At 70.4% G+C, this 16,477-nt stretch carries 19 protein-coding genes; 11 read left to right on the top strand and 8 right to left on the bottom strand.

Translation table 11 applies throughout. The annotated features are described in order from the left end of the window. Positions 1-38: 38 nt before the first annotated feature. Together AB0M52_RS15655 and AB0M52_RS15650 are read right to left on the bottom strand one after the other, a co-directional pair. Positions 39-794 (bottom strand): GH25 family lysozyme, encoded by a 756-nt coding sequence (locus tag AB0M52_RS15655; protein WP_363953715.1) that lies wholly within the window; start codon positions 792-794, stop codon positions 39-41. 118 nt (positions 795-912) lie between these two features. Beyond that, complete coding sequence (locus tag AB0M52_RS15650; protein ID WP_363953713.1) at positions 913-1,464, bottom strand: Uma2 family endonuclease; 552 nt, start codon at positions 1,462-1,464, stop codon at positions 913-915. Positions 1,465-1,566: 102 nt separating this feature from the next. Between AB0M52_RS15650 and AB0M52_RS15645 the strand changes: the two genes are divergently transcribed. From AB0M52_RS15645 to AB0M52_RS15635, 3 genes are all read left to right on the top strand, one after another. Next, the gene (locus AB0M52_RS15645) at positions 1,567-2,310 is read left to right on the top strand and encodes a M50 family metallopeptidase (RefSeq protein ID WP_363953711.1); all 744 of its coding nucleotides are present in this window, start codon (positions 1,567-1,569) and stop codon (positions 2,308-2,310) included. Between the two features lie 105 nt (positions 2,311-2,415). Further along, on the top strand, positions 2,416-2,916 hold the full coding sequence (locus tag AB0M52_RS15640) for a SigE family RNA polymerase sigma factor (RefSeq protein ID WP_363953709.1): 501 nt from the start codon (positions 2,416-2,418) through the stop codon (positions 2,914-2,916). Then, complete coding sequence (locus AB0M52_RS15635; RefSeq protein WP_363953707.1) at positions 2,909-3,790, top strand: hypothetical protein; 882 nt, start codon at positions 2,909-2,911, stop codon at positions 3,788-3,790. The genes AB0M52_RS15640 and AB0M52_RS15635 overlap by 8 nt, the downstream gene beginning before the upstream one ends. Positions 3,791-3,860: 70 nt before the next feature. On the opposite strand, the gene AB0M52_RS15630 is transcribed toward AB0M52_RS15635, so the two are convergent. Beyond that, positions 3,861-5,444 carry an acyl-CoA carboxylase subunit beta gene (locus tag AB0M52_RS15630; protein ID WP_363953705.1) on the bottom strand — a complete coding sequence of 528 codons (1,584 nt, stop codon included), beginning with the start codon at positions 5,442-5,444 and terminating at the stop codon, positions 3,861-3,863. Positions 5,445-5,519: 75 nt separating this feature from the next. On the opposite strand from AB0M52_RS15630, the gene AB0M52_RS15625 reads away from it, so the two are divergent. Then, positions 5,520-6,395 carry a biotin--[acetyl-CoA-carboxylase] ligase gene (locus tag AB0M52_RS15625; protein ID WP_363953703.1) on the top strand — a complete coding sequence of 292 codons (876 nt, stop codon included), beginning with the start codon at positions 5,520-5,522 and terminating at the stop codon, positions 6,393-6,395. A gap of 83 nt (positions 6,396-6,478) precedes the next feature. Then, entirely contained in the window at positions 6,479-7,030 is a 552-nt protein-coding gene (locus AB0M52_RS15620; protein ID WP_363953701.1) for a PH domain-containing protein, read from the top strand. 9 nt (positions 7,031-7,039) lie between these two features. Here AB0M52_RS15620 and AB0M52_RS15615 read toward each other — a convergent pair whose 3' ends face one another. Both AB0M52_RS15615 and AB0M52_RS15610 read right to left on the bottom strand, forming a co-directional pair. Beyond that, the gene (locus AB0M52_RS15615) at positions 7,040-7,756 is read right to left on the bottom strand and encodes a GtrA family protein (RefSeq protein WP_363953699.1); all 717 of its coding nucleotides are present in this window, start codon (positions 7,754-7,756) and stop codon (positions 7,040-7,042) included. Positions 7,757-7,819: 63 nt separating this feature from the next. Further along, on the bottom strand, positions 7,820-8,347 hold the full coding sequence (locus AB0M52_RS15610) for a GtrA family protein (RefSeq protein ID WP_363953697.1): 528 nt from the start codon (positions 8,345-8,347) through the stop codon (positions 7,820-7,822). Positions 8,348-8,774: 427 nt separating this feature from the next. Between AB0M52_RS15610 and AB0M52_RS15605 the strand changes: the two genes are divergently transcribed. The 3 genes from AB0M52_RS15605 to AB0M52_RS15595 all read left to right on the top strand — a co-directional run bounded on the left by AB0M52_RS15605 (position 8,775) and on the right by AB0M52_RS15595 (position 12,460). After that, the gene (locus AB0M52_RS15605) at positions 8,775-10,625 is read left to right on the top strand and encodes a phosphoenolpyruvate carboxykinase (GTP) (RefSeq protein WP_363953695.1); all 1,851 of its coding nucleotides are present in this window, start codon (positions 8,775-8,777) and stop codon (positions 10,623-10,625) included. Positions 10,626-10,656: 31 nt separating this feature from the next. Beyond that, a complete protein-coding gene (locus tag AB0M52_RS15600) occupies positions 10,657-11,538 on the top strand; it encodes a hypothetical protein (RefSeq protein WP_363953693.1) in 882 nt (293 codons plus the stop codon). 151 nt (positions 11,539-11,689) lie between these two features. Next, the gene (locus AB0M52_RS15595) at positions 11,690-12,460 is read left to right on the top strand and encodes an isoprenyl transferase (protein ID WP_363953691.1); all 771 of its coding nucleotides are present in this window, start codon (positions 11,690-11,692) and stop codon (positions 12,458-12,460) included. Between the two features lie 39 nt (positions 12,461-12,499). Here AB0M52_RS15595 and otsB read toward each other — a convergent pair whose 3' ends face one another. The 3 genes from otsB to AB0M52_RS15580 all read right to left on the bottom strand — a co-directional run bounded on the left by otsB (position 12,500) and on the right by AB0M52_RS15580 (position 14,348). Then, positions 12,500-13,324, bottom strand: coding sequence for a trehalose-phosphatase (otsB, locus tag AB0M52_RS15590; RefSeq protein WP_363953689.1), 825 nt, complete (start codon positions 13,322-13,324; stop codon positions 12,500-12,502). 68 nt (positions 13,325-13,392) lie between these two features. Next, complete coding sequence (locus AB0M52_RS15585) at positions 13,393-13,746, bottom strand: hypothetical protein (RefSeq protein ID WP_363953687.1); 354 nt, start codon at positions 13,744-13,746, stop codon at positions 13,393-13,395. A gap of 161 nt (positions 13,747-13,907) precedes the next feature. Then, the gene (locus AB0M52_RS15580) at positions 13,908-14,348 is read right to left on the bottom strand and encodes a helix-turn-helix transcriptional regulator (protein WP_363953685.1); all 441 of its coding nucleotides are present in this window, start codon (positions 14,346-14,348) and stop codon (positions 13,908-13,910) included. Positions 14,349-14,612: 264 nt separating this feature from the next. On the opposite strand from AB0M52_RS15580, the gene AB0M52_RS15575 reads away from it, so the two are divergent. From AB0M52_RS15575 to AB0M52_RS15565, 3 genes are all read left to right on the top strand, one after another. Next, a complete protein-coding gene (locus tag AB0M52_RS15575) occupies positions 14,613-14,957 on the top strand; it encodes a hypothetical protein (RefSeq protein WP_363953683.1) in 345 nt (114 codons plus the stop codon). A 28-nt stretch (positions 14,958-14,985) separates the two neighbouring features. Beyond that, positions 14,986-15,321 (top strand): hypothetical protein, encoded by a 336-nt coding sequence (locus AB0M52_RS15570; protein WP_363953681.1) that lies wholly within the window; start codon positions 14,986-14,988, stop codon positions 15,319-15,321. Positions 15,322-15,663: 342 nt separating this feature from the next. Beyond that, positions 15,664-16,477: PIN domain-containing protein (locus tag AB0M52_RS15565; protein ID WP_363953679.1), on the top strand; the 814-nt coding region annotated here is incomplete at its 3' end.

The following is a 16,477-nucleotide window of genomic DNA, read 5'->3' as shown; positions in this document are numbered from 1 at the left end:
TCCGATCAGGCGTCGCCGGCCCGCCGCCACGACGTACCTCAGGCGGTGTTGTTGGCCAGGGCGATCAGTCGGCTGCGGTCGCCGTTCCAGTAGTTGCGGTCGACCGCGCCGCTGATGCCGGAGACGCTGCCGGAGTCGGTGTACTGCCAGAAGCTCCAGAACGGCGCGCCAGCCGGCAGGGTACCGACCGAGGACGCCCAGCGGGCGACCCACAACGGGTGGTTGGCCCACGGGCCGGTCCAACTGCCCGTGCACTGGTTCCACCAACTGGTCGTGGTGTAGATGACCGCGTAGCGACCGGTGCGCGAGCGGTAGGTGTTGAGGAAGTCCTGCACCCAGTTGCGCATGCCGGTGGTGCTCAGGCCGTAGCAGTAGCCGCCGGCGTACGGGTTCCCCTCCAGGTCCAGCGCCGCCGGGAGGGTGCGGCTGTCGGCCGACCAGGCGCCGCCGTTGGACGCCAGGTAGTTCGCCTGGACCGCGCCGGAGGAGATGTTGGGCCGGGCGAAGTGGTACGCCCCGCGGATCACCCCGGCGTTGTACGAGTTGACGTAGTTCGCGTTGAACCTCGGGTCCTTGTAGCTCGTACCCTCGGTGGCCTTGATGTAGGCGAACTGGATGCCGGAGTTGCGGACGCTCGTCCAGTTGATGGAGCCCTGCCAGTTCGAGACGTCGATGCCCGGCACGGTGGCCGCGGCGGCCGGGGTCGCGGTGGCGACGAGCGCCGCCGCTGCGGTCGCGAGGACGGTGAGCGCGCCGGCGGTCAGCCGGCGCAGCGATGATCTGGTCCGACGCATGGCGTCCTCCTGAGACGGCTGTCAATTGACAGACATCATTGAAGGTCGATGCCCGGAAAAGCAAGAGGGACTGAGATAACTTTCAATGCGATGAATGTGGTGCCCGCGCACCTGGTGATCAGCGCAGAGTGGCCGGATCGACCTGCCAGCGGAACGGCTCGGTGAGGGTGAGCGTCTCACCGGCCTTGGCCACCCGGTCCTCGACGTAGTGCCCGCCGTCGAGCCGGTACAGCCGCAGCGAGTGGGCGTCGCCGTCCTGCTCGACCAGCAGGTACCAGGGAATCCGGGCGATCGCGTAGAGCTGCATCTTGAGCACCCGGTCGGCGGCGGCGTTGCCGGGCGAGACGATCTCGCACACCAGCGTCACCTCGGCCGCCTCGACCACCGTGCCCTCGTCGTCCGTGTCAGCCACGACGACGTCTGGAATCGCGATCCGATCCGGGCCGAGACGGAGGTTGACCGCCTCGAACACCAGGAACCCCACCGGGTGGGCTGCTGGCCGCAACGAGGCGACGATGCTCCACGACACCAACTGGTGCCGCTTGCTCGGGGCAGGGCTCACGACCAGGCTCCCGTCGAGCAGCTCGATCCGGTCATGGGTCTCGCCCATGGCGAAGTAGTCGGCCTCCGTCCAGAGGCCGACGTGGGGTTCCAGGGGGGCCGCGCTCACCGGCGTTCACCTCCCGATCCGATCGCCACCCGGTCAGTCTCACACCATACGGGCGGTTGGCCCGGGTACGACACCCGTACGCGGGCGGTAGGCTCGCGCCCCATGGTGTCGATCGAGGGCCTGACCGAGTTCTGGGACCGCCTGCTCGGCGCGCAGCCCGACCCGCCCCCGCTGCTGGTGTTGCTCACCGGTCTCGTCGCGCTGCTGGTGGTCGCCACCCGGCTGCCGTGGCGGATCGCCCGCAACGCGATCACCATCGCGCACGAGGGCGGCCACGCCTTGGTCGCCCTGCTCACCGGGCGCAAGCTGCGCGGTATCCGGCTGCACTCGGACACCTCGGGGCTGACGCTCTCCGCCGGCCGTCCCACCGGCCCGGGGATGGTGCTCACCCTGCTCGCCGGCTACCTCGCCCCGCCGCTGGTCGGCCTGGGCGGGGCGTGGCTGCTCGCCGGCAACCGGATCACGCTGCTGTTGTGGATCGCCGTGGCCCTGCTGCTGGGCATGCTGGTCATGATCCGCAACGTCTTCGGGGTGCTCTCGCTGCTGGTCACCGGCGGCGCGGTGCTCGCCGTCTCGTGGTACGCCAGCCCGCAGGTGCAGGCCGCCTTCGCCTGGACCGGCGTGTGGTTCCTGCTGCTCGGCGGCGTACGCCCGGTGGTCGAGCTGCAACGGCTGCGGTCCCGGCGCGGCATGCCGGCGTCCGACGCCGACCAGTTGGCCGGCATCACCCCGCTGCCGGCGTTCTTCTGGGTCGTCCTCTTCGGCCTGGTCAACCTCGCCGTCCTGGTCGCGGGTGGCCTGCTGCTGGCCGGTCCGCCACTCGCCGAGGCCGGCATCACCTGGTGACCGCTGGCGGCGCGCTGAGCGCGCCCGGTCCGGATCCGACCGGCGAGTCGGCAACCGTCCCCACCCTCTGGTGCGTGTCCTCTACGACCCTCAGGGAGGTAGCAGGTGCCGGACGTCGACGGGTTCGACGAGTTCTACCGGAGTAGCCGCCAACGGCTGCTCGGCTTCGTCTACGTGTTGACCGGGGACCTCGCCGAAGCGCAGGACGCCGTGCAGGAGGCGTTCATCCGGGCGTGGCAGCGCTGGTCGACGGTGAGCGGGTACGACGACCCCGAGGCGTGGGTACGGGTGGTGGCCGCCCGGCTAGCGGTGAGCCGCTGGCGCAGCCTGCGCAGCCGGACCCGGGCGTACCTGCGGCACGGTGCAGTCGAGAGCGTCCCGGCCCCGGGCACCGAGACCGTCGAGGTGGTCGCCGCGCTGCGCCGCCTGCCTGAGGAACAGCGGGTCGCGATCGCGTTGTACTACCTGGTCGGCCTGCCGGTCGCCGAGGTGGCGCGGCAGACCGCGGCCCCGGTCGGCACGGTCAAGGCCCGACTGTCCCGGGGGCGTACCGCGCTCGCCGGGTTGCTTGCCGTCTCGGATCTGGAGGAGGCCCCCGGTGCGTGACGAGGATCTGCGTCTGGTCGAAGCCGTGCACCGAGAGCTGCGGGATGTCCGCTGGCTCGAAGCCGCTGACGTGCGGGCCGTGGCGCGGCGGCGCAGCAGGTTCAGAGCGGCGGGCGCCGCGGTCGGCGTCCTCGTCGTGTTGTCGGCCTCGGCGGTGGCCGTGACCGCACTGCCCGCGGAGGGACCGCTCATGGGGACCGCGCCAGCCAGCGCCCCGAAGGCCCGCGTGGAGATCCCGCTCGACGCGCTGCTGCAACCAGAGGACATGTCGACGCGGGTCGACGCCCCGTTCACTCAGGCCGGCTTCGGCGAGCCGATCAAGATCGAACCGGTGTGGACCCAGTGCCTGGAGGAGAGGGGGATTTCGCCGGCCTGGGAGACGTCCCGCTACTCCCGCTCCCAGTTGCTGCGGCGGATTCCACCGGTCGAGGACGATTCAGTCCTGGGGTGGGACAGATCGACCCAGCTCATCCAGGACGTCTATCGGATCAGCCCTGAGCTTGAACGAACGTTCTTCGCCGGCATCGAACGGCGGATCAAGCCATGCCTCGACTGGGGCAACGTCCAGCCTCGCCTGATCGCCCCGGACGAGTGGGCCGACCTCTTCCAGCGGCAGCGCTGGGAGGTGGTGGGCAGGGGATTCGCCGGGGACGAGTCGGTGCTGATCCGGCACTCGATCCTCGAGACCCGCCGGGGCGATGCGAGCGGCGAGGTGCTCGGCGGCCCGACGGCAGTGTTCACTACTGCGGTCGTGCGTCTCGGTGACCTGGTCACGGTCTTCAACACGGCAGGTTGGGGGAACGACTCGGAGCTGCGTCAGTTGGCGGTGGTCGCCGCGAAGCGGATGTGCGTCGCGGCCAACCCGCCCTGCTGAGCGTCCCGACAGGTGTTAAGAGGGGCCCCTTCCTATGCACCAGGCGTTAAAAAGGGGCCCTTCCTTGCACCTACAGCGGGATGTTGCCGTGCTTCTTCGGGGGGAGCGTTTCGCGCTTGGTGCGCAGCACCCGTAGGGCGCGGACGATCTGGCTCCGCGTCTCGTGCGGCTGGATAACCGCGTCGACGTACCCGCGTTCGGCGGCGATGTACGGGTTGGCCAGGGTGTCCTCGTACTCGGCGATCTTCTCGGCGCGGACCGCCGCCGGGTCCTCGGCGGCGGCCAGCTCCTGCCGGTAGAGGATGTTCACCGCGCCCTGCGCGCCCATCACCGCGATCTGCGCGGTCGGCCAGGCGAAGTTCAGGTCCGCCCCCAGGTGCTTCGAGCCCATCACGTCGTACGCCCCGCCGTACGCCTTGCGGGTGATGACGGTGACCTTCGGCACGGTTGCCTCGGCGTACGCGTAGATGAGCTTGGCACCTCGGCGGATGATGCCGTCCCACTCCTGGCCGGTGCCGGGCAGGAACCCGGGCACGTCCACGAAGGTCAGCACCGGGATGTTGAACGCGTCGCAGGTACGCACGAACCGGGCCGCCTTCTCGCTGGCCGCGATGTCGAGCGTGCCGGCGAAGTGCATCGGCTGGTTGGCCACCACGCCGACCGGTCGCCCCTCGACCCGACCGAAGCCGACCACCATGTTCTGCGCGTAGAGCGGCTGGACCTCCAGGAACTCCCCGTCGTCCAGCACGTGCTCGATCACCCGGTGCATGTCGTACGGCTGGTTGGCCGAGTCCGGGATCAGCGTGTCCAGCTCCCGGTCGGCCTCGGTGATGTCCAGGTCGGCGGCCACCGAGAAGACCGGCGGCTCGTCCAGGTTGTTCGATGGCAGGTGGGACAGCAGCGCCTTGACGTAGTCGACCGCGTCGTCCTCGTCGTTGGCGAGGTAGTGCGCGTTGCCGCTGCGGGTGTTGTGGGTGCGGGCGCCGCCCAGCTCCTCCATGCCGACGTCCTCGCCGGTGACCGTCTTGATCACGTCGGGGCCGGTGATGAACATGTGCGAGGTCTGGTCGACCATCACGGTGAAGTCGGTGACGGCGGGGGAGTAGACCGCGCCGCCCGCGCACGGGCCCATGATGAGCGAGATCTGCGGGATGACACCGCTGGCCCGCACGTTACGGAAGAAGATCTCGCCGTAGAGGCCGAGCGAGGCCACGCCCTCCTGGATCCGGGCGCCCCCGGAGTCGTTGATGCCGATGACCGGGCAGCCGATCTTCATGGCCAGGTCCATCACCTTGACGATCTTCTCGCCGAAGACCTCGCCGAGGGAGCCGCCGAAGACCGTGAAGTCCTGGGCGAACACGCAGACCTGCCGGCCGTCGATGGTGCCGTAGCCGGTGATCACGCCGTCGCCGTACGGGCGGGTCTTCGCCAGGCCGAAGTTGGTGGACCGGTGCCGGGCGAACTCGTCCAGCTCGACGAACGAACCCTCGTCGAGCAGCATCTCGATCCGTTCCCGGGCGGTCTTCTTGCCCCGGGCGTGCTGCTTTTCCACGGCGCGCGCCGACCCGGCGTGCACCGCCTCGTCGACCCGTTGTGCCAGGTCCGCCAGCTTGCCCGCGGTGCTGTGGATGTTGGTCCCGGTCTCGGTAGTCACTCAGGGAATATAACGATGGTTCAGGTCACCGTCGGTGTGCAGTTCGCCTCAGTGCCGCACCCGTAGGCTGGCGGGATGCCGGGTTCGCCGTACACCGATCTCGATCGTCCGCCGCTGTCGGCGGCGCGGCTGCGCCGGGCGCTGGTCGCGCCGTACGGCCCGTGGTCGCGCCTGGAACTGCGTGTCGAGACGGCTTCCACCAACGCCGACGTCGCCGAGGCGGCCCGGAAAGGGGAGCCGGAGGGCCTGGTCGTGGTCGCCGAGCGGCAGACCGCGGGGCGGGGGCGGCGCGGGCGGGTCTGGCAGTCGCCGCCGCGTGCCGGCATCGCGACCAGCATGCTGCTCCGGCCCGGGGAGGCCGCGCCGGACCGTGGCTGGCCACCCGCGCCCCCCACGGGGTACGGCTGGCTGCCGCTGCTGGCCGGCGTCGCGTTGGTCGAGGCGGTGACCCGGCTGGCTGAGCTGGACGCCACTCTGAAGTGGCCGAACGACCTGCTGATCGACGGGGCCAAGTGCGCGGGGATCCTCGCCGAGGCGGTGCCGGGCCCCGGGCCGGGCGATCCGCCCGCGGTCGTGCTCGGTATCGGGCTGAACGTCACGCTGCGCGCCGACGAGTTGCCGGAGCATCCGACCGGCCTGGCCGCCACCTCGCTGCAACTGGCCGGCGCGTCGGCCACCGACCGGGATCCGCTGCTGCGTGCCCTGCTCCGGTCGGTCGCCGACTGGTACGACCGGTGGCGCGCCGCCGGTGGGGACGCGGTGGCCAGCGGCCTGCGGGACGCGTACCTGGCGGTCTGCGGCACGATCGGCCGGGAGGTGCGGGCGCTGCTGCCCGACGGCACCGAACTCACCGGCACCGCCACCACCGTCGACCCCGACGGTCACCTCCTGCTCAGCACCCCCGCCGGCGAGCGTTCCCTTCCCGCCGCCGACATCGTCCACCTCCGCTGACGCAGGGTCGGCCGCGTGGCGGATGTGGGCGGGTGGCGGTGGGGGGTTACGGTCTGCGCGTCCGTTCCTGCGAGGAGGTTTCCGTGGCGTTCCCCGAGGACGTGCTCACCGAGGACGAGCACGTCGTGCTGCACCTGCACCCGCACTGGAAGGCCCTGATCCGGCCGGTGGCGGTGCTGGTGTTCGCCATCGCCGCGGTGGCGGCCGGCGTCCTGTTCCTGCCATCCGGTGGGGGTGGCTCGATCACGCTCGCCGTGATCGGCGGTCTGGCGGTGCTGGCCGTGCTGTTGCTGTCGGCGTGGCCCTACATTTCCTGGCGCACCACGCACTACCTGTTCACCAACGAGCGGGTGGTGCTCCAGCACGGGGTGTTCTCCCGGGAACGGCGGGACATCCCGCTCAGCCGGGTCAACGACCACTCGATGAACCAGCAGTTCATCGGGCGCCTGCTGGGTTACGGCACCCTCACCATCGAGTCGGCCGGTGAGCGCGGTCAGTCCGTGCTGCCCGACGTGCCGAAGGTGGATCGGGTCCAGACGAAGCTCTACGAGCTGGTCGAGGCGTTCCACGACAAGCACTCGCTCGGCGACGGCGAACTGCGCGAGATCCTCGCCGAGCGGGACAACAAGATCTGATCCGCCGGATCAGCGACGGCGGAAGCGGCGCTGGGCGGGAGCGGGCTGGAGCTGGGCGGCCAGTTCGGCCTCCAGTTCATTGTCCAGCGCCGCCGCCAGTTCGGCCTCGGCACTCAGTGGCGCGGGCCGGGGTTGGACCGGCTGGGTGGTCACGCCGGGCCGGGTGGCGGGTGGCTCCTCTTCCTCCAGTTCCGTGAGGGACTCGGCGAGTTCGGCCACCGGGTCCATCTCGGCCATCGTGTCCCACTCGTCGCGCGGCAGGCCCTGCCAGGTCTTCTCCGCCTCGACGGGGGCCGCGGGTTGGAAGACGAAGGTGCGGTACGACCAGAAGCGGAACAGGGTCGCCAGCACCACGCCACCGGTCTTGGCGACGTTCAGTGCCAGCAGGCCGGTGACGCCCAGCCCGTACTTCGCGGCGGCGAGTACACCGAGTTCGATCAGCAGGCCAACCCCGTTGAAGAGGAAAAACAGGGCGTACTCCCGCTGCATGGCCGATTTCGGACGGTCGCGGTACGTCCAGTGCCGATTCATCAGATACGACGTGATCGTCGCCACAATCGTGGCGACAACCGTCGCCTTCAGTTGGCCGTCGACAAAAACGGTGAGTGCGAGCGCGTTGAACACGGCGTAATTGATGACCGTGTTGACGCCGCCGACCAGGCCGAATTTGAGCGCCTCATGGATGAACTTCTGCCAGCGCTCAGGCAGCAGACGGACAAGAGGCATGCGCAACACCTTAGGGCAGTGGGCGGGAACCGGCTGGCTCCGGCCGGACGGGTGGGCGGCAGGTCACGCCCTGCGGTCCCGGTTCACTTCCGCAACGGTGGGGGTTCCCGCATCCACGAAGACGAACCGTCGGTACGACCAGAATCGGAACAGCGTCCCGAGCCCGGTGCCCACGACGAAGCTGGCGATGTTGTCGGCCAGCCGGGTCTGGAAGATCTGCGGCCAGATGCTGCCCAGCCCGTATCGGCTGACGGCCAGGCAGGCCACCGCGATGCCCAGGCCCACGGCGTTGAAGAAGAAGAACAGCGCGTACTCGCGGGCCGGGTTGGAGCGCTTGCGGTGCCGCCACGTCCAGAACCGGTTGCCCAGGAAGGCGAAGGTCGCGGCGATCACCGTGGCGATGGTCTTCGCGGTGAGCTGTTCGACCTCATGCAGGCTGGTCAGGTAGTTGAACAGGGCGAAGTCGATGAAGAAGGCGATCCCGCCCACGGTCGCGAACTTGCTCAACTCCCGTACGAGGTGACCGAACCGGTCGATCAGGGAGTGGACCAGACCCGATCGGGTCTGCCGGGAGCCTGGCTCCCCGGTCATTGTGGCGGCCACCGTGCGAGCGTACCGGTTGACGGCCTCACGGACGGGTAGCAACGGCCACCGGGGTCCACCGGTGCGGCGGCGCGGACGGGCACGAACGGAGCGTAACCGGATCTGTCGAATCCGGAGTCGCTTTGCCCTTCCGGTCGTCCGGTCGGAAACGGCCGTGTGGCTCGCGCCCGGAGGCCACCGGCCGGAGGTCGACCGCAGGATTTGCGTGAAACTGCGCGTGAAAGCGGGTAAAGGCTCGTGATGCCGCAGCGTGGCCGTACCTTGTGCAGTTCTTCACAACCAGTCCCACTGACTGGAGAGGTCTATCGGTTTACGCTGAGCCCAATCCCAGGTTTCCACGAAGGCGAACCGCATCGCGGCGCCGAGACTCGTGCACTCCATAGACAGGTCAGCGTCGACCACAAGGAGATGTGTCATGGTTGCTCCGGCCACTGTTCGGGGTATCGACCAAGCCCCGACGTCCCACCCCAAACTCCTCGCCTGGGTCCGTGAGGTCGCTGAACTGACCACGCCCGAACAGGTCGTCTGGGTGGACGGGTCCGATCAGGAGTGGCGTCGCCTCACCGACGAGCTGGTCGAGGCCGGCACCATCACCCGGCTCAACCCCGAGAAGAGGCCAAACTCGTTCTACGCGCGAACGGACCCGACGGATGTCGCCCGGGTCGAGGAGCGCACGTTCATCTGCTCCGTCGACGAAGCGGACGCCGGCCCCACCAACAACTGGATGGCGCCCGCCGAGATGAAGCGGACCATGACGGATCTGTACCGCGGTTCGATGCGCGGGCGGACCATGTACGTCATCCCGTTCGTCATGGGCCCGGTCGAGGCCGAGAACCCCATGTTCGGTGTGGAGATCACCGACAGCCCGTACGTGGTCGCCTCCATGCGGATCATGACCCGGATGGGCGCCAGGATCCTCGAGGCGATGGGCGACGACGCCGACTTCGTGCACGCCCTGCACTCGATCGGCGCGCCGCTGGCCCCCGGCCAGCAGGACGTGGCCTGGCCGTGCAACGACACCAAGTACATCTCGCACTTCCCGGAGACCAGGGAGATCTGGTCGTTCGGCTCCGGCTACGGCGGCAACTCGCTGCTCGGCAAGAAGTGCTACTCGCTGCGTATCGCTAGCGTGATGGGGCGCGACGAGGGCTGGCTCGCCGAGCACATGCTGATCCTCAAGATCACTTCTCCGGAGGGGCGGGTCTACCACATCGCCGGCGCCTTCCCGTCGGCCTGCGGCAAGACCAACCTGGCCATGCTGGAGCCGACCATCCCGGGCTGGAAGGTCGAGACGATCGGCGACGACATCGCCTGGATGCGCTTCGGCCCGGACGGTCGGCTCTACGCGGTCAACCCGGAGTACGGCCTGTTCGGCGTCGCGCCCGGCACGGACTGGAAGACCAACGCCAACGCCATGCGGACGCTGGACCGGGGCAACTCCATCTTCACCAACGTCGCCCTCACCGACGACGGCGACATCTGGTGGGAGGGCATGGGTGAGCCGCCGGCGCACCTGATCGACTGGAAGGGCAACGACTGGACGCCGGAGAGCGAGGGTCTCTCCTCGCACGCGAACAGCCGGTTCTGCACCCCGATCACCCAGTGCCCGATCCTCGCCGAGGACTACTACGACCCCAACGGGGTGCCGATCGACGCGATCCTGTTCGGCGGCCGGCGCCGGGACACCGTACCGCTGGTGACCGAGGCCCGGGACTGGGTGCACGGCGTCTACCTGGGTGCCACGCTCTCCTCGGAGACCACCGCCGCCGCCTCCGGCGCGGTCGGTGTGGTCCGCCGCGACCCGATGGCGATGCTGCCGTTCATCGGCTACCACGGCGGCGACTACTTCCGGCACTGGATCGAGATGGGCAAGGGCGCCGACGGCGACGAGTCGAAGCTGCCGAGCATCTACTACGTCAACTGGTTCCGTAAGGACCCGGAGGGCAACTTCCTCTGGCCCGGCTTCGGCGAGAACTCCCGGGTACTCAAGTGGATCGTCGAGCGGATCGAGGGCCGGGCGGAGGCGGTGGAGACCCCGATCGGCATGGTCCCGGCGCAGGACGCCCTCGACGTCGAGGGTCTGGACATGACCCCGGAGGACGTCCGGATCGCGCTGAAGGTCGACCCGGACGAGTGGCGCGACGAACTGCCGCTGGTCACCGAGTGGTTCGAGAAGTTCGGCGACAAGCTGCCCGGCGTCCTCTGGGCCGAGTTGGACGCCCTGCGCGCCCGGCTCGACGCGGAGCAGCCGCAGCGAGGGGTGTGATCGACGCCGGATCCGGGCATCATCGGATCCCATGAGGACGGCCGCCGAGACCGAGGTCCGGCGGCCGTCCGCCGTCCGGGCGCTGACCGCGCTGCTCGCGGTGACCGCCGCGGCCACCGTCGTGGTCGAGGTGCTCAACTGGTGGTACGCCCCGGAGCAGGGCTTCGGGCTCGCGGTACGGACCGGCTGGGCGATGCTGCGTTCGTTCGGCTTCCTGCTGCTGATCGGGCATGTGCGTCGCGGCCGGACGGTGGCCCGCCCGCTCGGCCTGATCCTCGCCGTCACCACCGTCTTCGCCGTCGGCCGGCTGATCGTGCCCCGGCAGGGCGTGCCGCCGTTGCCCGGGTTGCTCGGCTTCGCCCTGCTCACCGCGCTCTGCGCGGTCGTGGTCTGGCTGCTGTACCGGTCTCCGGCGCTCGCCGGGCACTTGGTGCGGCACCGGCCCCGTCTGGTCATCGACCGGTCCGGCATCTCCTGGCGGGAAACGCCGCCGCGCCGGCCGGAGGCGAGCGCCTGGCTGCTGACCAGCCGGGTCGCCGCGTTCACGTACAGCCCGCTGATGCTGGTCCCGGCGCTGGTCGCCGCGGCGGCGATCCTCGACGGGGGGCTGCTCGCCGTGCCCGCGGTGCTGTTCTGGCTGGGCGCCGGCATCGTGACCAGCTACCTGGTGCTGTTCTGCACCGCCTTCCTGATGCGTGGCCGGCGCTGGGCGGGCACCCTGCTCATCGTGGTCACCGTCGCCGTGCTCGCCGTCGACCTGCCGCTGTGCTGGTGGCTGCTCGGCGTCGACGGCCTGATCCGGGACGGCACTCCGCTGGTCGCCGCCGCCGGCCTCGCCGTGTACGGAGTGCGACGCGCCGCCCGCACCGCCGCCCCGACCCAGCCTGCATCCATCCGGCCTGAGCCGGTCTGAATCCGCCTCCGGCCTGAGCCCGCCCCGGCCGGAGTCTGCCCAGCCTGAGCCCGCTCTGCTCGGGACCGTTGGCCCGTTCCGGTCCGGCATCTCGGCGCGGCATCGGCCTCCGGCACACGGATCGGCCGGGCGGCTCGCTACCCTGAAGCTGATGACTCTGCGGAAAATTCTCTACTCCGTGTACGAGCGGCGGCTGACCGCCAAGCTCGCGGGCCGTCCGGTGCCCCGACACGTGGGCGTGATGTGTGACGGCAACCGCAGATGGGCCCGGGAGATGGGCTTCGTCGACCCGAACGACGGGCACCGGATGGGTGCCGAGCGGATCAAGGAGTTGCTGCGCTGGTGCGACGCCGCCGGCGTGGGGCACGTCACACTCTGGCTGCTCTCCACCGACAACCTCTCGCGTCCGGCGGCGGAACTGGATCCGCTGCTCCAGATCATCGAGGACCTGACCACCGAGCTGGCCGAGGCGGGCAATCCCTGGCGGCTGCGGATGGTCGGTGCGCTCGACGTGCTGCCGGCGCACCACGCGGCGGCGCTCAAGGCCGCCGAGGAACGGACCCGCGAGCGCAGCGGCGGCGCACAGGTCAACATCGCGGTCGGGTACGGCGGCCGGCGGGAGATCGCCGACGCGGTCCGTTCGCTGCTGCTGGAACACGCGGCGAACGGCGGCACCCTGGAGGACCTGGCCGGCTCGCTCGACGTCGACGACATCTCCGAGCACCTGTACACCCGCGGGCTGCCGGACCCGGATCTGATCATCCGGACCAGCGGCGAGCAGCGCCTCTCCGGCTTCATGCTGTGGCAGTCGGCGCACTCGGAGTTCTACTTCTGCGAACTCAACTGGCCGGACTTCCGGCGGGTCGACTTCCTCCGCGCCCTGCGCTCGTACGCCACCCGCCAGCGCCGCTTCGGCGCCTGACCCGTCGACCGCGCCGCCGGGGACAGGTCGAGCGCCGCCTCAGCTGAGGTGGTGGACGGCCTGGGTGAGGAAGTCGCCCAGGGCGGCCGGCGAGTCGATGGTGAGGTCGGCGGCCTCGGCGACCTCGTCACCGGTTTCCGGGTTGGCGACGGCGACGCAGACGCCCAGGAAGTCGGGATCGGCGGCGGCCCGGGCCCGCAGTGCGGCGAAGGCCTTGATGTCCGAGACGTCGTCGCCGAAGTACCAGGCTCCGCCCGCCCCCTGCACCAGCTCGTTGATCACCATGCCCTTGTCCCGGTCGACCGGCGGCTTGACCTCCAGCACCATCCGGCCGACCTGCACCCGCAGGCCGAGTCGTTCGGCCTGGGCGCGGCCCCACTGCTCGACCATGGCAGCGAGTTGCGGGGCCGTACGCCAGTGCAGCGCCACGGAAAGTCGCTTGTACTCCACGAGGGTGCCCGGTGGCAGTTCGGCGCGGGCCAGGTCGGCGAGTTCGGCCATCGTGGGCACCCAGGGCAGCGCGGCCGGCTCGGTGACGGTCTCACCGCCGGAGTGACTGTGCTCCAGCCCGTAGAGCCCGTAGAGGTCGACGCCGGTCAGCCCGCCGAAGTGTTCGCGCAGGAACTCCACCGGGCGGGCGGAGACGATCGCGACGCGCCGCACCACCGGCGCGAGTGTCTCGATCGCGGCCAGCACCTTCGGCGCAGGCTGGACCTGCGTCGGATCGTCGGCGACCGGCGCGAGTGTGCCGTCGAAGTCGAAGAAGAGTATGGTCTCGGCCGCCCGGTCGGCGGTGGTCTGCCAGGCCTGGTCGGCGTTCAGCGGGGTCTTCGGCTGCTGGTTGCCCAGATTCAACGGCGGCACGCGCGACAGCGTACCCCGGGTTTCGCCGGCCAATCCTGGCGTGGATCCGGCATGGGCGGCGGGTGAGATCAGCGTTCGGCGGCTCCCCGTCCACGGCGTCCGAACGGCACCACGGCGGCCTCCTGGCCGTGGCTGAGCAGGTAACCCTCCACAAATCCGGTGTTCCGGTCGCCGGTGTGCGCCTCGATCTCCCGCAGCCGCTCCACCAGGAACTCGGTGAGCGCGGTGAGCCGGTCGTTGAGCCGGTCGTGCAGTTCGGCGACGACGGCCAGGACGATCGCGGTGCTCGCGGCGGCGAGCGCGAAGAGGTTGACGAGCAGGGGAAGCTGCCCGCCGTTCAGGGCCAGGGTCACCACGTTGCCGGTGACGCATAACGTCACCGAGACCGTCGCGACCACGACTGCCAACCATTTCAGGGTCATGGAGGAGACCCCCTTCTGTCCCGCAGGGCTGGGTTCGGCCTTGTCCCGTCCCCCCGCCGACGACGAGCCCAAGCAGTACGAATACGGACGCTAGCGCGCCCGTTCCTGCCCCGTAGCGAAACGAATGATGCTGACCTGTCGTTCTTTCGCCATCTGAGGAACTAACTGGCCGCGTCACTTCGCTTTCGGCCGCTACCCGGCAGGGTTGGGCGGTATGCGAGGTAACGAATGGTTTCCCGGATGTGGAACTTCTCCGCGTCGGAGACGTCGGGGTCGACCAGCCGGCGAAGCAGTGCCTCGACGTCCGGGTCCATCGGCGGCGGGGGCGGGGCGGACCGGCGGGAGGCGGTCCGGTCCCAGCCCAGCGCGGCGAAGGCAGCGGCCGGGTCGAGCCCCAGGCCCTCGCAGAACGCCACCACCCGTTCGGCCTCCGGGTCGCTGGCCCAGTCGCCGCGTACCCAGCGGTTGATGGTCTGTCGTGAGACGCCGGTGCGTCGGGAGACCTCGGTGCCGGTCCACGCCCGGGTGGCGCGGGCCTCCTCAAGCGCCCGCCGGACGAAGGTGGCGAAGGCGATCTTCCGTGCGTTGGCCGTCTCGGTCACCTCGTGACCGTACGGCCGTTGGGCCTGGGGAGAGGTTCCTGGCACGCGCTTGTCACGCTTGCGTGACGTTGAGGCGGATCGGCCGGCAAGGGGTCCAGCACTGTTCCTGAGGGGTGTCACCTGGGCAGGATAGATGTACGTAGGTGCGGAGGCAAACGAACGAAAAGCTGATACTGTCACGCCCATGGGACAACCTACGGTGTGTCACGTGCATGAGACGATCAGTGCTCACCTGCGTCACGCGCCCGGTGCGAGGGGGGTGCGGTGACCGAACTCGCAACCCGCGCCCAGGCCTTCGGCCTGATCGCAGAGGGCGTCGCCGCCGGGTTGACCGCGCCGTGGCGCCTCTACCTCGCCCGGGGCTGTCGCTACCTGTCGCTGAGTGTCGGCGACCGGGCCGAGTGGAACGCCTGGCGTACCCACCTCGGCTGCCCGGAACTGAGCGTCCGGGTCTACGACGCCGGCGGGGAGATCCGCCGGTCGTCGGTGGCCGAGGTGATGGTGGACGGCTGCCGGATCAGTGTCGAGCTGGTGGAGGAGATCGGCACCGACGACCTCGACCGGCTCCTGGTCGCCGATCCGACCACGGTCGAACCGGAGGAGCGATGAGGGGCGCGCGGGGAGAGGGAGCCGCCGGATGAGCCCCTTCCTCGCGATCTTCCTCGTCCTCGTGCTGGCCGCGACGAGCTACGCCGCCGGGCGGCTGCACGGGCAGCTCAGCTACCGCATCGGTTACCGCTTCGGCTACCGGCAGGGCTACTTCGACGGCGACCGGGGGGCATGGAACCGGCGCCGCCGGGACGCCCAGGCCGCGATCGCCTCCGCCCTCGCGGTCACGGCGCCGGCCGCCACCCGGGTGTCCGCCACGGTGGTCCGCCCGGGCACCACGTACACCGGATCGTCGTTCGCGGAGCCGGCCGCCTCGGTCACCGGGCGGCACCCGACCGGCACCCTCGTCCGACGGACCGGTTGAACCGGTCGACGGGCCCCGGCCCGTCCACAGGCGCGGCGCGCCGTCCTCCGGGCGGGTGCCGCCGGGGCCACGTCAGACCGGTGACGGTGGTCCCACCGGCCGGGATGCGCGCAGGGGGCATGCATCCCGGCCGGTTCACCTGCCATCGGACGTTAACGAACGACCTCTAGCCGGGAGGGTTGCGGGGAGCTAGCGTCTAGTCATGGCGCGGGGCTGTCCCGGGCCAGCCGGCCCGCCCGGCCTGCGACCTCGCGCACGGGGCCCGCATCCGACCCCGTGTCCGCCGGGCACCGGAGGAGGCGGACCGCGGGTGGCCGGGTGCCCATCCGCCGGAGCAGGCCTGTGACGACTCGCCGTACGACCGCCGGTGCCGACCAGGGCTCGGCCTCGACCGCCACGACTCGCCGCACCACCCGCAGCCGCCGCACCGCCGCGGCCGGGTCGGCGGACCCCAGGGAGCCCCGACCAGCGGGCCAATCCTTCGTCCTGGACACCTCCGTCCTGCTCAGCGACCCGGCGGCGTTCCACCGCTTCGCCGAGCACGAGGTGGTGCTGCCCCTGGTGGTGATCTCCGAGCTGGAGGGCAAGCGACATCACCCCGAGCTGGGCTGGTTCGCCCGGCAGTCCCTGCGCATGTTGGACGAGCTGCGGGTGCGCCACGGCCGGCTGGACCGGCCAATACCGGCCAACGACGTCGGCGGCACGCTGCGCGTGGAGCTCAACCACACCGACGACGGGGTGCTGCCGCCCGGTTTCCGCAACGAGTCGAATGACGCCCGGATCCTCTCCGTCGCGCTGAACCTCGCCGCCGAGGGGCGGGAGGTGACGCTGGTCAGCAAGGACATGCCGTTGCGGGTCAAGGCCGCCTCGGTCGGCCTGCGCGCGGACGAGTACCGGCACGGGCAGGCGAGCGACCCGACCTGGACCGGAATGGCCGAGCTGGAACTGGGTGAGGACGACATCGCCCGGCTCTACGCCGGCGAGACCATCGATGTCGACGCGGCGGCCGGCCTGCCCTGTCACACCGGTCTGGTGTTGCACTCGGCCCGGGGCTCGGCGCTCGGCCGGGTGCTGCCGGACAAGACCGTCCGGCTGGTCCGCGGCGACCGTGAGGCGTTCGGCGTGCACGGCCGCTCCGCCGAGCAGCGGATCGCCC

The organism is Micromonospora sp. NPDC051296 (genome assembly GCF_040682255.1).
In the GTDB taxonomy this organism is placed as follows: domain Bacteria; phylum Actinomycetota; class Actinomycetes; order Mycobacteriales; family Micromonosporaceae; genus Micromonospora; species Micromonospora craterilacus.
This window is presented reverse-complemented; position numbering and strand designations above follow the sequence as displayed.